A 15,322-nucleotide genomic window follows, 5' to 3' on the forward strand; every position below is an offset into this window, starting at 1 on the left:
CGAGGCCGAATTGTGTCATTGTTAAGAAAGTGTAGCCATTTTGCCCACGACATGCATTACGCATGGCAAGCTTAACGCATCAGGCTTAGACTTTGACGGGTAAACTATTCATTGCGAGACGAAATATGACGCAGCAGCCAAAAATAAAATATCGCCACGATTACCGGGCTCCCGATTATACCATCACCGATATTGATTTAACCTTTGAACTGGACGAGTCGACCACGCGCGTCACGGCCATCAGTCAGGTTAAACGCCAGGGTGATAACGGGGCTGAATTGCGTCTGGACGGTGAAGATCTGACCCTGATCTCGCTGGAAGTTAATGGCCAGGCCTGGACGGCTTATAAAGAGGAAGAAGGCGCACTGGTACTCAGCCAGTTGCCAGACAGTTTCACGCTGAAAATCGTGAATGACATTCATCCTGACCGCAACAGCGCGCTTGAAGGATTGTACAAGTCCGGTGAGGCACTTTGTACGCAATGTGAAGCCGAAGGCTTCCGCCATATTACCTGGTATCTGGATCGGCCGGATGTGCTGGCGCGTTTCACGACCACCATCATTGCCGATGGCAACCGCTATCCTTTCCTGTTGTCGAACGGCAACCGTATCGACAGTGGTCATGACGAGCAGGGACGTCACTGGGTGAAATGGCAGGATCCGTTCCCGAAGCCCTGCTATCTGTTTGCGCTGGTGGCAGGTGATTTTGACGTGCTGCGCGACAGCTTTACCACGCGTTCGGGGCGTGATGTCGCACTGGAGATCTTTGTTGACAGAGGCAATCTGGACCGCGCCGACTGGGCAATGACCTCGCTGAAAAACAGCATGAAGTGGGATGAAGAGCGCTTTGGCCTGGAGTATGACCTCGACATCTTTATGATTGTCGCGGTGGACTTCTTTAATATGGGCGCGATGGAGAATAAAGGGCTTAACATCTTTAACTCCAAATATGTGCTGGCAAAAGCCGAAACCGCAACCGATAAAGATTACCTGGGGATTGAGGCCGTGATAGGCCATGAATATTTCCACAACTGGACCGGCAACCGCGTCACCTGTCGTGACTGGTTCCAGTTGAGCCTCAAAGAGGGCCTGACCGTCTTCCGCGATCAGGAATTCAGTTCAGACCTGGGATCGCGCGCCGTTAATCGTATCGATAATGTCCGTATCATGCGCGGCGCGCAGTTTGCTGAGGATGCCAGTCCGATGGCGCACCCGATCCGGCCGGATCAGGTGATCGAAATGAATAATTTCTACACCTTAACCGTGTATGAAAAAGGATCGGAAGTGATCCGCATGATGCATACCTTGCTGGGAGAGGAGAACTTTCAGAAAGGGATGCAACTGTACTTCAAACGGCATGACGGCAGCGCCGCCACCTGCGATGATTTTGTTCAGGCGATGGAAGACGCGTCTGGCGTTGATCTGTCTCAGTTCCGCCGCTGGTACAGCCAGTCAGGTACACCAACCGTCACGGTACGCGACGACTACAATCCGGAACTGGAGCAGTACACGTTGCACGTTACGCAACACACGCCACCGACAGCCGATCAGAAAGAAAAACTGCCGCTACACATCCCGCTGGATATCGAACTGTATGACGGCCAGGGCAAGGTGATTCCGTTGCAGCGCGATGGCCATCCTGTGCATAACGTCCTGAACGTGACGGAAGAGTTCCAGACGTTTACGTTTGATAACGTCTATTTCCAGCCGGTGCCGTCACTGCTGCGTGAATTCTCCGCACCTGTGAAACTTGATTACAAGTGGAGCGATGCCCAGCTCACCTTCCTGATGCGCCATGCCAGTAACGATTTTTCCCGCTGGGATGCGGCGCAAAGTCTGCTGGCAACCTATTTACGTCTCAATGTTGCGCGTCATCAGCAGGGGCAGCATTTGTCACTGCCGCTGCACGTTGCCGATGCTTTCCGCACCGTGCTGCTTGACGCAGACAGCGACCCGGCATTGACGGCGCTGATTTTGACGTTGCCGAGTGAGAACGAAATTGCCGAGCTGTTTGAGATTATCGATCCGCAGGCCATTGCGCTGGTGCGCGAAGCGTTGGTCCGTACGCTGGCGCGTGAACTGGCGGATGAATTCTTTGCCGTGTATAACGCCAATCAGCAGGCGGACTATCACGTTGATCATGCGGAAACAGGCAAACGGTCACTGAAAAACATCTGCCTGTATTATCTGGCGTTTGGTGACATGGATCTGGCCGATAAACTGGTTCAGGCACAGTATCAGCGCGCGAATAATATGACCGATTCCCTGGCGGCACTCTCGGCCGCCGTGGCGGCGCAGTTGCCGTGCCGTGACGCCTTACTGGCTGACTATGACGATCGCTGGCATCGCGATGGCCTGGTGATGGACAAATGGTTTATGTTGCAGGCCACCAGCCCGGCGCAGAATGCGTTACTTAACGTGCGCCGGTTGCTGTCGCATCGTTCGTTCAGCATGGGGAACCCCAACCGTATTCGTTCATTGATCGGTGCCTTCGCATCGGGGAACCCCTCGGCCTTCCATGCCGAAGATGGCAGCGGCTATCGCTTCCTGGTGGAGATGTTGACGGATTTAAATACCCGAAATCCGCAGGTTGCGTCGCGCATGATTGAGCCATTGATTCGTCTGAAACGTTACGATACTCGCCGTCAGGCGCTGATGCGCCAGGCGCTGGAGCAGCTACAGGGTCTGGAGAAACTGTCGGGCGATCTGTACGAGAAAATTACCAAGGCGCTTAACGCCTGATAAAAAACGGCGGGCCATGGCCCGCCGTTTCATCAGCGCTGTTGCGCATAGCGCGGCGGTTTATCTGCCGCACTGCGACGCATCAACCGATCCAGCACCTCCGCTTCCAGCTCGGCCAGACGGGCGGAACCCCGCCGCCGGGGACGCGGCAAATCAACCTGCAAATCCAGCCCAATCCGACCTTCCTCAATCAGCAGAACCCGATCCGCCATTGCAACCGCTTCACTGACATCATGGGTGACCAACAGCACCGTAAAATTGTGTTGCTGCCACAGTGATTCAATCAGCTCCTGCATCTCAATTCGGGTTAACGCATCGAGCGCGCCGAGTGGCTCATCCAGAAGGAGCAGACCGGGGCGATGAATCAGGGCGCGAGCCAGTGCCACGCGCTGTTTCTGACCGCCAGACAGGGCGGCAGGCCAGTCACTGGCGCGATCGGCCAGCCCAACGGCCGCCAGCGCCTCGTGTGCGGCTTCCCGCCAGGCATTGCCCCGCAGACCAAGTGCCACGTTATCAATCACTTTTTTCCAGGGCAGCAGTCGCGCATCCTGGAACATCAGACGGGTTTCGTCGCGCGCCGTGTGCAATGGCGCAGTGCCGGCCAGTAGCTGACCCTCAGTGCTGTTTTCCAGCCCGGCCAGCAAACGCAGCAGGGTACTTTTGCCGCAGCCGCTGCGGCCCACGACGGCCACAAATTGTCCAGACGGTATGTGCAGGTCGAGGTTATTAAGAATCGTACGCTCGCCATATTTTTTGCTGACGCCCTTTACACCAACCGGCGTACCGGCCGTCAGACGCGCCGGGATAGCGGAGTTAATCATGCAGCTTCCTCCTTATGTTGATAAGCCGGATGCCAGCGTAACCAGACACGTTCCAGCAGTAGCGCACTGACATCGGCCAGTTTCCCCAGCAGGGCATAAAGAATAATGGCGACCATCACCACATCGGTTTGCAGAAACTCACGGGCATTCATGGCCAGGTAGCCAATCCCGGCGTTAGCGGAAATGGTTTCAGCCACAATCAGCGTGAGCCACATTAATCCCAGACCAAAACGCACGCCGACCATGATGCTCGGTAACGCACCCGGCAATATCACCTGCACAAACAGGCTCCAGCCCTATAAGCCATAGCTGCGTGCCATTTCAACCAGCCCCCGATCCACGTTGCGAATGCCGTGATACGTATTCAGATAAATCGGGAACAGTGTGCCCAGCGCCACCAGAAAAATTTTGGCGGTTTCATCGATACCAAACCACAGGATGACCAGCGGGATAAGCGCCAGATGAGGCACGTTACGTAACATTTGTACCGAGGTATCCAGCAGGCGCTCGCCCAGACGTGAGGTGCCGGTAATCAATCCCAGCACTAACCCGATCGAACCGCCGATGCTGAAGCCCAGCAGCGCGCGCCAGCTGCTGATAGCCAGATTCCGCCACAGCTCGCCGCTGGCGGCCAGTTGCCAGAAGGTGGTGACGATCTTCTCCGGTGCCGGCAGGATACGGCTGGAGAGCCAGCCGGTCTGCGACGCAATCTGCCAGACCACGACCAGTAACACCGGTAACAGCCAGGGTACAAGCGCCGCTGAGAAGGATTGACGTAATCGGATCATGGCGATCTCCTCAGGCCCGTGCGGCTTTTTTCTCGGGGGTAAAATCGTTCGCAACTGCTTCACCGTGCGCCTGAACGACCCGAGGTTGAGGCACTTCAGGTATCTTCAGATCCAGATGGGGAAACAGCAGCTCGCCCACGCGATAGGCTTCTTCCAGGTGCGGATAGCCGGAAAGAATAAAGGTTTCAATGCCCAGCGTTTCGTACTCTTTCATTCGCGCCGCTACGGTTGGGGCATCGCCCACCAGCGCGGTACCGGCACCGCTGCGAACCAGCCCAACGCCAGCCCAGAGATTGGGGCTAATCTCCAGTTTGTCACGGCGACCTCCGTGCAGGGCGGCCATGCGTTGCTGCCCAACGGAATCGGTACGCTGGAAGGCGCTTTGCGCTCTGGCAATAGTGGCGTCATCGACGTTAGCAATCAGTTTGTCGGCAGCCTGCCAGGCTTCTTCATTGGTTTCACGGACGATGACATGCAGGCGGATACCAAAACGAACCTGGCGGCCCTGAGCAGCGGCTTTAGCGCGCACCTGTTCAATTTTTTCTTTTACCAGTTCAGGTGGCTCGCCCCAGGTGAGGTACACATCAACCTGTTCAGCGGCCAGATCCTGAGCGGGCTCTGATGACCCGCCAAACCACAGCGGTGGACGAGGCTGCTGCACCGACTTAAACATCAGGCGCGCCCCGCGCACATGCACATGCTTGCCCTCGTAGTCCACTGTTTCACCTTCCAGCACCCGGCGCCAGACGCGGGTGAACTCGGCCGATTCGGCATAGCGTTCACGATGGTCGAGGAAAACGCCATCACCTGCCAGCTCTTCGGGATCGCCGCCCGTTACCAGATTAAACAGTGCACGTCCGTTAGACAGGCGATCGAGCGTCGCGGCCTGGCGGGCGGCCTGAGTCGGTGAAATCACGCCAGGGCGCAGGGCAACCAGAAAACGCAGGCGCTGAGTGACCGGAATTAATGAGGCGGCCACCAGCCAGGCATCTTCACACGAGCGGCCGGTCGGGATCAGCACGCCACCAAAACCCAGGCGATCGGCTGCCTGCGCGACCTGCTGCATATACGCATGATCGACCGGGCGCGCACCTTCGGCCGTGCCAAGGTAGTGACCGTCACCATGGGTGGGCAGGAACCAGAATACGGAAACACTCATTTTTCTCTCCTTATTGCGTCACGCTACGGGGATGCCAGATGCGATCGGCAATTGATACTTTCACGGGAATCAGGTGATTGGCATAAAACAGATCGGCGGTTTTCTGTTGTAACGCAACAGTGTGCGCGCTGACCGGACTGACCGGGCTAGGGGGACGATGATCCAGATTACTGGCAATGACCGCCTCAGGCAGGCCAATGGAGGTGGCAAGCAGATGAATGCTCTGGTCACGTTCGCTGCGCGTCAGCGCTTCCGCATCGCTAAAGGTTTTGAGCGTTGCTAAGACAAAGTCATTATGGTTCTGGGCGAATGCGCGCGTCGCAAGGTAGAACGGACCGGTCTGATTGAGTGTGGTACCGTCTTTTAAAACGCGAACGTGCCCCTGAAGCAGCACTGCGGAATAATAGGGATCCCATATCGCCCAGGCATCAACGTTACCCTGCTGAAAGGCCGCGCGGGCATCGGCAGGCGTAAGATAAACCGGCTGTATATCTTTTATTGACAGGCCGGCCTCCTCCAGTGCGCGCAGTAACAGGTTGTGCGAGCTGGAGCCTTTCTGAAAGGCCACTTTTTTGCCCTTCAGGTCGGCCACCGATTTCAGCGGGCTGTCCTGGCTGACCAGAATCACCTCGGCTTTGGGCTTAGGCGGCTCCGAGCCGATATAGAGTAAATCTGCCCCCGCCGCCTGGGCAAAAATGGGTGGAATATCGCCGGTACTGGCAATATCAATACTGTTAACGTTCAGGGCTTCCAGCATTTGCGGCCCGGCTGGAAATTCAACCCACTGTATTTTGGTCTGAGGGAAACGCGTTTCCAGTAACCGGTGAGCTTTTGCCAGCACCATACTGACCGATCCTTTCTGGTAGCCGATACGCACCTGTTCGGGGGCTGGCTCAGCAGCATAAACCTGAGTTCCCGTTATCAACATCCCTGCCAGTAACCACGCGCTTACTATCCGTTTCATGCTTAATCCTTATACTGCCTAGGCAACCGGTTGATGACGGCGTGACAATGCCAGTGAGAAAGAATCCACCGCCTCATCCAGGCGGGTGGCCAGAAGGGGATCCAGTTCTGGTTGACGATCGTAATGCGTGATCTGTTTATCTTCGGCATAAACCCCATGAAGCACTTCTTCCGCTTTCAGCGCGTTTAAAACGGGCTTGAGCGCGTAATCCAGCGCCAGCATGTGGCCTGCGCTGCCACCACTGGCAAGCGGCAGCACGACTTTGTGGGCCAGTGCGCGTTCGGGCAACAGGTCCAGTACCGTTTTCAGCGCACCCGAGAAAGACGCCTTGTAAACGGGCGTAGCAATCACAAGACCATCGGCGGCAGACAAGTCCTCACTCAGCGCCAGAATCGCCGGGGAATCAAATCGGGCGTTAATAAGGTCTTCCGGCTGAAAGTTATGAATATTCCAGGGAATAACTTCCACGCCGCGTGCTTCCAGTTTGTGCTGGCACAGCGCCAGTAACGAGGTGGACCGTGAAGGAAACCGTGGACTGCCTGCCAGGGTAAGCACTCGCATTCACTACTCCTTATAACTGAAAGTTATTGATTATCTGTTGTTGAGAACTCAGGCTTTCATCCTGGCAGAGGCCACGGCAGGGCTTAAATGATTTTTCTGACAATCTAAAGGTGAAAAGCGCAAAAGGAAGATAAGGCGTGGCATCTGGAATCCAGGAGAAAACCGCTACGACAAATCTTAAAAACGGCCTGGTACGTAACGGGATACATTAATCCGGATGAATGAATTCTCTGTCGCAGATGGATTTCGTACATTTGGTTACTTGAATATCGCAATATTGAAATAAATCCATGAAAGAAAAGAGTGGTCTTTTCTGATTGTGAGTTATCAAAATGGAAAAAGCGAAAAAGATTCGATGTTTCAATGGGGTTTTGTGATGCCGTAAGCCTGAGTTTAAGACGGGTTCCACAAAAGTATCAGATAAACAGGGCCAGCATTTATAAAAATTTTAATGGAATTTCACAACTGGTTACAGGCGGCAGGGCGAAAGTGAAAAGGGGACTGATGTATTTATTAAATGATTTCTCAACAAAGTGACGAAAGTTAAGGGGTTAAACTTTAGTTTTTCTTACGATGGTTTTTGCCTGTGCTGCCTCCGCACGATATTGAGGCAGGCATTTTTCGGCATCAGGCATTAAAATAACGCTGCTCAATGTAAGCGCCTGTTATTTTAAATATAACTATTCGCCCTTAGTCAGTGCCTGTCTCAGGCTGGTGGATTTTATTTTTCATTTTCTAACAGCAGAGAAATCATGTATGTCTGACATCCTGTTATCGGTCATTATTCCAACGTATAATGTTGAGAAATATATTGTTGAATGCGTTGACTCCCTGGTAAGTCAAATTCGCACGCCGAATGAAATTATCATTGTTAACGATAGTTCGACTGACGGGACAGTGGCGTTAATTGAACAGCATTATGCGCACCTGCCCCAGGTCAAGGTGATCACGATTCCGAATGGAGGAGCAGGCAATGCGCGTGACAAAGGCGTAGAGGCCGCTAAAGGACAGTTTGTTTTTTTCTGCGATCCTGATGATGTGGTGGTGGACGGCCTTGTCAGCGAACTGGCTCAGGTCATTGAGCATTATCCGGATACGGATTTGTTTTGTTTTAATTCCAGTGCTTACCGTGAAGACAAACCGGAAATCACGTGGCCGAAAGTCAGGCACGGCCTGTTTGGCATTCAGCGCCCGCAGGATGTCCTGTTGGGATTGTTACAAAACGGTTCGTATACTTCCGCCGCCTGGAATTATGTCGTGAAAAAAAGCGTCATCCAGCAGCATCAGTTACGTTTTATCGATCGTGTTCATGAAGACCATAATTTTACGTTATCGGTGTTTATGAAATGCAATCAGGTCTGGGTAAGCCGTCAAACCTATTACAAACAGCGCATCCGTGGCGGCTCACTGACCAACAGTAGCAAAAACCCGACCTTTTTTATTCAACGCTACAATGCATTTATTACAACCTTCAACACATTGTGCCGTTCACTGCATAAAAGTGAATTGAAAAAGGATTTAGAAAAAGCCTACCTGTTTCATTCCTTCCGGTTGATGATTTATTTGTCGCTCTACAACCAGACGCCCGTTCCTGACTATGTGCTTAATGCGATTCGTTATTTCGGGCGCAGAGTTAAAGCCAGTAGTCTGAAAGAGTGGCTGCTGTTCAACAGTCCGGAAACCTTCATTTTATTGCAAAGCCATAAAGTGAAAAAAGAACTCAAACGCGTTCCGTAATTCCGAAAAATGGCAAGTGATATTGTTTGCACCTGAGCGAAATGAGAAGGTGAGGCATGCAATGTGTATAAGGTTGTTGCGACATGGCAAAAGTGCTCGATAAAAGTTTAGTAGTCAATATCTTATCTTTGCTGGCGTACCGGGGAGCTTCTTTCCTGTTTCCGCTGGCGACCTTACCCTACCTGGCGCGCGTGCTGGGCGTCGATCATATGGGGATTCTGGCGTTGGCCATCGCCTGCGTACTTTACTGCAGTACGATTTCTGACTGGGGGTTCAATGTTTATACGACTAAAGACATTGCCCACCACCGTGATGACAAGGCGCGCGTGACGCAACTCTTCTGGTCAACATTCAATGCCAAACTGATGCTGCTGCTGCTGACCAGCGGCATATTGCTCACGGCGACCTGGTTTAATCCGTCCTGGCATTCATTGTTTTTTATTATTCTGGCTAACTGCACCACATTAGTGGGTTCACTGTTTTCCTTTGGCTGGCTGATGCAGGGTTTTGAGAAGCTGGGTAAAACGGCGATGATCGCCACCTTTGGCAACTTTTGTGCCATCCCGCTGACGTTTTTACTGGTGAAAACACCGGACGATACCTGGCTGGCGGCGCTGATACCGGGCGCGGTATCCATTATTAACGCCATTATTACGCTTAAGTTTGTGCTGGAAATGAAGGTGATTGGCGCGTATCGCTTCGAACCGAAAGAGATCAAACAGCGCATTACCGACAGTGCAGATGTGTTTATCGCCATTGCCGGTGCTAACCTGTTTAACAGCGTAAACGTCGTGATTCTCGCCAGCTTTACCTCCCACTACATGGTGGGGATCTACAACGGTGCGGACAGGCTGCGCAAAGCCGCGAATTCTGTACCGGAGCAGATTGGCAGCGCGTTTTTCCCGCGCGTCAGCCATCTGTTTGGTCGCGATAAAGCGGCTGCGGTTGCTGCCACACGTAAAAGCCTGATGCTGTCTTTTGGCCTCAGTCTGTCTATTGTGATCTTTACCTGGCTGTTTGCCGATCAGGTGGTGTCATTGCTGTTAGGCAAAGACTTCCTGCCGTCAGCCGATGTTCTCCGCGTCTTTGTGCTGTGCTTCCTGTTCGGCAATATCGCCTATCCCGCCGGACTGCAGATTCTGATTCCGCACGGGCTGGCGCGTCAGCGCATGATGGTGATGATGGTTGCGGGCGTCGTCAACGTACCTGTTTGCTGTTTGCTGGCGTGGAAATTTGGCGCGATCGGCGCAGCATGGTCAATGGTGCTGGCGGAAGTGCTGGTCTGTATCGGTATTTTTGGCATTATGGTTCGCCACAATATCTGGCGTGACTATGCGTTTCCGGACAGGATGAATTCGCGCACGGCAAACGATTCCGTTGTGTAAGATCAAATCTGCGTCAAACAGTTTCCTCGCTTAACGCCCCACGATTTACTTTTGCGCCAGAGCACCTTACCATTCTGGCGCACAATTTCCTGTGCACTGATTTCCACCGTCGCTTCCGTCTTCCAGGAGAGTGCATGTTTTACTCAATCGTCCGACCGGCGTTATTCAGGCTCGATCCTGAGCGCGCGCACCATCTCACCTTTCAGCAGTTACGCTTTATGAGCGGCACGCCGCTGGAAGCCCTTATCCGCCAGCGTTTACCCTCGCGCCCCGTGACCTGTATGGGGCTGACGTTTGATAATGCGCTGGGCCTTGCGGCCGGGCTGGATAAAAATGCCGAGTGCATTGATGCGTTTGGCGCAATGGGATTTGGTTTTGTTGAAGTGGGAACGGTCACGCCACGGGCTCAACCAGGTAACGATAAGCCGCGCATGTTTCGCTTAGTTGAAGCCGAAGGGATTATTAACCGCATGGGATTCAATAATCTCGGCGTGGATAATCTGGTGGAAAATGTCAAAAAATCCCGATTCAAGGGCGTGCTGGGCATCAATATTGGCAAAAATAAAGATACGCCAGTGGAGCAGGGCAAAGACGATTATCTGCTGTGCATGGAGAAAATTTATGCCCATGCCGGTTATATTGCCATCAATATTTCGTCACCGAATACGCCAGGTTTACGTTCTCTACAATATGGTGAGGCGCTTGACGATCTGCTCAGTTCCATCAAATCAAAACAAAAAGAACTGGAAAAACGGCATCTCAAATATGTGCCTGTCGCTGTAAAGATCGCGCCGGATCTTTCTGAAGACGAGTTGATCCAGGTGGCTGACAGTTTAGTTCGCCACCAAATTGATGGCGTCATTGCCACAAATACTACGCTGGATCGTACCCTGGTGAATGGACTGAAATATAGCGAGGAAGCCGGGGGATTAAGTGGACGTCCGGTTCAGTCGCGCAGCACCGCCGTCATTCAGCGTCTGTCACAAGAGCTGCAGGGGCGTTTGCCCATTATTGGCGTGGGCGGAATTGATTCACTGACCGCGGCACGAGAAAAAATCGCTGCCGGCGCCACGCTCGTTCAAATTTATTCTGGTTTTATTTATAAAGGTCCGGGCTTAATTAAAGATATCGTGACCCACATCTAAGAGAATCGATCTATTAATGCGTCGGGGGGTTTATTTCTCTCTCCGGCTCGTTTATATTTTGTCCTGTTGCACGATTTTTCAGCATTCATTATTCTTCGACAGATATTTTGCCTTTAGCACAGCGGTAAATACAGGGCACACGATGAAAATTAAACCCGATGACAACTGGCGTTGGTATTATGACGCCGAGCACGACCGGATGATGCTCGATCTGGCTGACGGTATGCTTTTTCGTTCCCGCTATGCACGCAAAATGCTGACACCGGATGCTTTCACGGAATCCGGATTTTGTGTTGATGACGCCGCGCTCTATTTCACCTTTGAAGAGAAGTGCCGCCAGAGCCCGTTAAGCAGTAATCAGCGCGCCGAACTGGTGTTAAATGCGCTGGTGGCCGCCCGCTTTCTAAAACCCCTGATGCCCAAAAGCTGGCATTTCTCCGCACATCGCCAGCCAATGCAACCTGCGGTCGGCGAGATGGTTGAGGTCACGCTGGCCGAGAATGGCGAGCAGGCACGTTTGCTGGTGGTTGAAAATGGCGATAACGCCGCGCTCTGCCTGCTGGCGCAGCCCGCGTTAACGCTGGCGGGCAAAGGAATGGTGTTAGGGGATGCGATTAAAGTGATGAACGACCGTCTTCAACCGCATCAGCAGGAAAAAACCACGCGTTATGCACGCGCGGTGTAACTTACTTCACATCAATATCGCCGGCAGGAATACAACTGCAACTCAATATTGTGCCATCCTCACGGATGGCACTCTGTTTTAAGGGCTTCACTTTTCCCGCCACCAGGGTGATTTTGCAACTGCCACACAAACCTGCCCGACACGAGTAGGGAATGCGGAACCCCTGGGCTTCGAGCTGCTCAAGCAAAATTTGCTGGTTATCGCCGCTGAATGTCTGGCCCTGATACGAAATCGTCACCGCATTGGGGGATTGCTGCTGCGGCTTGAGGGTTTCCACAACCTCTCCCGCACCATAGGCGCGTGGCGGCTGGCGTTTGACGACCTTGACGTCATCACCGACACGAATAATCCCGCTGTTTAGCGCAATAAGGTTCAGGCCAAAATCAATGTCACCACTGCCGTCCTGTGCGGTGCGAAAGCCCTGAAGTGTGGCGAGAGGTTGTCCGTCAGGATGTTTCTGGCCATTTTCAACGCTAACCGTAGTGAACACGCAACGACCGCAGGGCTTAGGGACGGCAAAATGTACCTGACCTACCGTAACCTCCGCCCAGTTGTCTTCATCCCAGGCAGGCGCACCGCTGACCACCAGGTTAGGACGAAATTGCTCAACGCGCACGCTGGCCGGACAGCGCTGCTGCAGATCCCGCAGAGAGGCATTATTCACTAACAGATAAGGATAGCCATCGGCAAACCCCAGCGGCACCTCGGTGAAGCGCTTCACGCGGCGTGACGGCTGTGGTCCAGTCCAGCGCAGTTGGACCGGTCTTGGGAAAAAGGCACTCAGCCACTGGTTGATCGCCTCGGGCGCGATACGGGCGGTAAAGGTGTTTCCCCATACCTCTGTTGGCGCTTCCGTTTGCGTAAAATCGGCGAAGCGAATCAGCGACTGACTGCCGTCGGGCGCCTGTAAAAATAATCCCTCAGGGGTGACGGCGGGCGTAAACTGCACCATTTCCGGGAACTGGCGCGCAGTAATAAAAGTGCCATCGGGTTCGGTCACCATAAAAATGCGATCGAAGGTCAATCCGCTGTTGGCAGCCCAGGCATGGGAAACCTGCAACCCCCGCATTGATTTAACAGGATGAATAAACAAGCGGGAAAGCGTAATCATGACAGTCTCCTGAAGCAGGCGCGCAAGACAAAAGAAGCTAACTTTATGACATAGGTCTGCGATTCGCTATAATGCGCAACAATTTTCTCAAGAGTAAAAAGTGACGATATGAATTCTCTGTTTGCCAGCACGGCGCGTGGGCTCGAAGAGCTGTTAAAAAATGAGCTGGACGCGCTGGGCGCGCAGGACCTGCAAGTGGTACAGGGAGGCGTTCACTTCAAAGCTGACGATCGCGTCATGTATCAAAGCCTGATGTGGAGCCGTCTGGCGTCGCGCATTCTGCTTCCGCTGACGGAGGTGGGCGTGTACAGCGATCTCGATCTTTATCTTGGTGTGCAGGGCATTGACTGGCCTGCTGCCTTTGGCAGCGATAAAACCTTTGTGGTGCATTTTAACGGGACTAACGAGGCGATCCGTAACAGTCAGTTTGGCGCGTTGCGTGTCAAAGACGCGATTGTTGACAGCTTTACCCGCCGCAATCTGCCACGGCCGGATGTGGATCGTGAACAGGCGGAGATCCGCATTAACGTCTGGCTCGACGACGATCGCGCCAGCATTGCACTGGACCTCAGCGGCAGCGCATTACATCAGCGTGGTTATCGCCAGCAAACCGGTCAGGCGCCGTTGAAAGAGAACCTGGCCGCAGCCATTGTGATGCGTTCAGGCTGGCAAACGACTACGCCGCTCATCGACCCGATGTGTGGTTCCGGTACGCTGCTGATTGAAGCGGCACTGATGGCCTGCGATCGTGCGCCAGGTTTACTCCGGAGCCAGTGGGGCTTTACAGCCTGGGCCGGCTTTAACGAAAGCCTGTGGCTGGACGTTAAACGCGATGCGCAGGCGCGGGCCCGTGCGGGCACGGCGGTCTGTCAGGCACGTTTTTATGGTTTCGATAATAATGGCCGGGTGCTGGAATGGGCGAAAGCCAACGCCCGCCGCGCAGGCGTTTTCGAGTTGTTCACCTTTGGGCAACAGGACCTGCTGAAGCTGAACAATCCGCTTGAGAACGGCGTAACGGGCACGGTACTGAGTAACCCACCGTACGGTGAGCGTCTGGAAAGCGAGCCTGCGCTTATTGCCCTGCACAGTCAGTTGGGGCGGCTGATGAAGCAGCATTTTGCGGGCTGGAACTTATCGCTGTTCAGCGCCTCACCCGAGCTGCTCAGTTGCCTGCAACTGCGCGCCGATCGACAGTTCAAGGCGAAAAACGGACCACTGGACTGCGTACAGAAGAATTATCAGTTATCTGCCGCCAGTGATGAGCGCGCCAGCCAGATTGCCGAAGATTACGCTAACCGCTTGCGTAAAAACCTGAAGAAGCTCGATAAATGGGCGCGCCAGGAAGGGATTGAGTGCAATCGCATTTATGATGCCGATCTGCCTGACTACAACGTGGCGGTGGATCGCTATGCGGACTGGGTAGTGGTACAGGAATATGCGCCACCGAAAACCATCGACGCAAATAAAGCCCGTCAGCGCCTGTTCGATGTTATCAGCGCGACGCTCAGCGTGCTGGAGCTGCCGTCCAGCCGCCTCATCCTGAAAACCCGCGAACGCCAAAAGGGCAAAGCGCAGTATCAGAAACTGAGCGAGAAGGGCGATTATTTCGAGGTGCAGGAATTCAATGCCCGCTTCCTGGTGAATCTGACCGATTACCTGGACACCGGGTTGTTCCTCGATCACCGTATTGCGCGCAAAATGCTGGGCCAGATGAGCCAGGGCAAAGATTTCCTGAATCTGTTTGCCTACACCGGCACCGCCAGCGTCCATGCGGGGCTGGGCGGCGCACGTTCTACGACCACAGTGGATATGTCGCGCACCTATCTGGAATGGGCGGAACGGAACCTGCGGCTGAATGGCCTGACAGGCCGTCAGCATCGCTTATTGCATGCGGACTGCCTGAGCTGGCTGAATGAAACTGATGAAAATTTCGATCTGATCTTTATCGATCCGCCTACGTTCTCAAACTCTAAACGTATGGAAGAGAGTTTCGATGTGCAGCGCGACCATATGATGCTGATGCGCAATCTGAAGCGTCTGCTGCGCAAAGGCGGCACCATCATGTTCTCGAATAACAAACGTGGTTTCAAAATGGATCTGGACGGCCTTAAGGCATTAGGCCTTCAGGCGCAGGACATCACACAGAAAACCCTGTCACAGGATTTTGCGCGTAATCGCCAAATTCACAACTGCTGGCTGATTACACATGCCGGTAAGGAATAAGC

Annotated in this window: 11 protein-coding genes and 1 pseudogene; 6 read left to right on the plus strand and 6 right to left on the minus strand. The window is 53.5% G+C overall.

What is annotated here, in order from left to right; all coding sequences use genetic code 11:
- Nucleotides 1–125: 125 nt before the first annotated feature.
- Nucleotides 126–2,741: an aminopeptidase N gene (gene pepN / locus F7Q90_RS00665; RefSeq protein WP_006118646.1), complete on the plus strand. Its 2,616-nt coding sequence runs from the start codon at nucleotides 126–128 to the stop codon at nucleotides 2,739–2,741.
- Between the two features lie 32 nt (nucleotides 2,742–2,773).
- On the opposite strand, the gene ssuB is transcribed toward pepN, so the two are convergent.
- From ssuB to ssuE, 5 genes and pseudogenes are all read right to left on the minus strand, one after another.
- Nucleotides 2,774–3,562, minus strand: coding sequence for an aliphatic sulfonates ABC transporter ATP-binding protein (gene ssuB / locus F7Q90_RS00670; RefSeq protein WP_006118647.1), 789 nt, complete (start codon nucleotides 3,560–3,562; stop codon nucleotides 2,774–2,776).
- Nucleotides 3,559–4,350: pseudogene (gene ssuC / locus F7Q90_RS00675) on the minus strand (aliphatic sulfonate ABC transporter permease SsuC). The gene ssuB and the pseudogene ssuC overlap by 4 nt, the downstream one beginning before the upstream one ends.
- A 10-nt stretch (nucleotides 4,351–4,360) precedes the next feature.
- Complete coding sequence (gene ssuD, locus F7Q90_RS00680) at nucleotides 4,361–5,509, minus strand: FMNH2-dependent alkanesulfonate monooxygenase (RefSeq protein WP_151160721.1); 1,149 nt, start codon at nucleotides 5,507–5,509, stop codon at nucleotides 4,361–4,363.
- A 10-nt stretch (nucleotides 5,510–5,519) separates the two neighbouring features.
- Nucleotides 5,520–6,473 carry a sulfonate ABC transporter substrate-binding protein gene (locus F7Q90_RS00685; protein ID WP_006118649.1) on the minus strand — a complete coding sequence of 318 codons (954 nt, stop codon included), beginning with the start codon at nucleotides 6,471–6,473 and terminating at the stop codon, nucleotides 5,520–5,522.
- An 18-nt stretch (nucleotides 6,474–6,491) separates the two neighbouring features.
- Complete coding sequence (ssuE, locus tag F7Q90_RS00690; RefSeq protein WP_006118650.1) at nucleotides 6,492–7,034, minus strand: NADPH-dependent FMN reductase; 543 nt, start codon at nucleotides 7,032–7,034, stop codon at nucleotides 6,492–6,494.
- Nucleotides 7,035–7,790: 756 nt separating this feature from the next.
- Between ssuE and F7Q90_RS00695 the strand changes: the two genes are divergently transcribed.
- The 4 genes from F7Q90_RS00695 to F7Q90_RS00710 all read left to right on the plus strand — a co-directional run bounded on the left by F7Q90_RS00695 (nucleotide 7,791) and on the right by F7Q90_RS00710 (nucleotide 11,986).
- Nucleotides 7,791–8,771, plus strand: a complete 981-nt coding sequence (locus F7Q90_RS00695; RefSeq protein WP_006118651.1) for a glycosyltransferase family 2 protein — start codon at nucleotides 7,791–7,793, stop codon at nucleotides 8,769–8,771.
- An 83-nt stretch (nucleotides 8,772–8,854) separates the two neighbouring features.
- On the plus strand, nucleotides 8,855–10,156 hold the full coding sequence (locus tag F7Q90_RS00700; RefSeq protein ID WP_006118652.1) for a flippase: 1,302 nt from the start codon (nucleotides 8,855–8,857) through the stop codon (nucleotides 10,154–10,156).
- Nucleotides 10,157–10,290: 134 nt separating this feature from the next.
- Complete coding sequence (gene pyrD, locus F7Q90_RS00705; RefSeq protein ID WP_006118653.1) at nucleotides 10,291–11,301, plus strand: quinone-dependent dihydroorotate dehydrogenase; 1,011 nt, start codon at nucleotides 10,291–10,293, stop codon at nucleotides 11,299–11,301.
- 142 nt (nucleotides 11,302–11,443) lie between these two features.
- On the plus strand, nucleotides 11,444–11,986 hold the full coding sequence (locus F7Q90_RS00710) for a cell division protein ZapC (protein ID WP_006118654.1): 543 nt from the start codon (nucleotides 11,444–11,446) through the stop codon (nucleotides 11,984–11,986).
- 1 nt (nucleotide 11,987) lies between these two features.
- Here the strand turns inward: F7Q90_RS00710 and F7Q90_RS00715 are convergent, their stop codons facing one another.
- Nucleotides 11,988–13,097, minus strand: a complete 1,110-nt coding sequence (locus F7Q90_RS00715) for a YcbX family protein (protein WP_006118655.1) — start codon at nucleotides 13,095–13,097, stop codon at nucleotides 11,988–11,990.
- A gap of 108 nt (nucleotides 13,098–13,205) precedes the next feature.
- Here F7Q90_RS00715 and rlmKL point away from each other — a divergent pair, with 108 nt between their 5' ends.
- Nucleotides 13,206–15,320, plus strand: a complete 2,115-nt coding sequence (gene rlmKL / locus F7Q90_RS00720; protein WP_006118657.1) for a bifunctional 23S rRNA (guanine(2069)-N(7))-methyltransferase RlmK/23S rRNA (guanine(2445)-N(2))-methyltransferase RlmL — start codon at nucleotides 13,206–13,208, stop codon at nucleotides 15,318–15,320.
- The last annotated feature ends 2 nt before the right edge of the window (nucleotides 15,321–15,322 follow it).

The sequence above is a fragment of the Pantoea stewartii subsp. stewartii genome, from assembly GCF_008801695.1.
Lineage (GTDB): Bacteria > Pseudomonadota > Gammaproteobacteria > Enterobacterales > Enterobacteriaceae > Pantoea > Pantoea stewartii.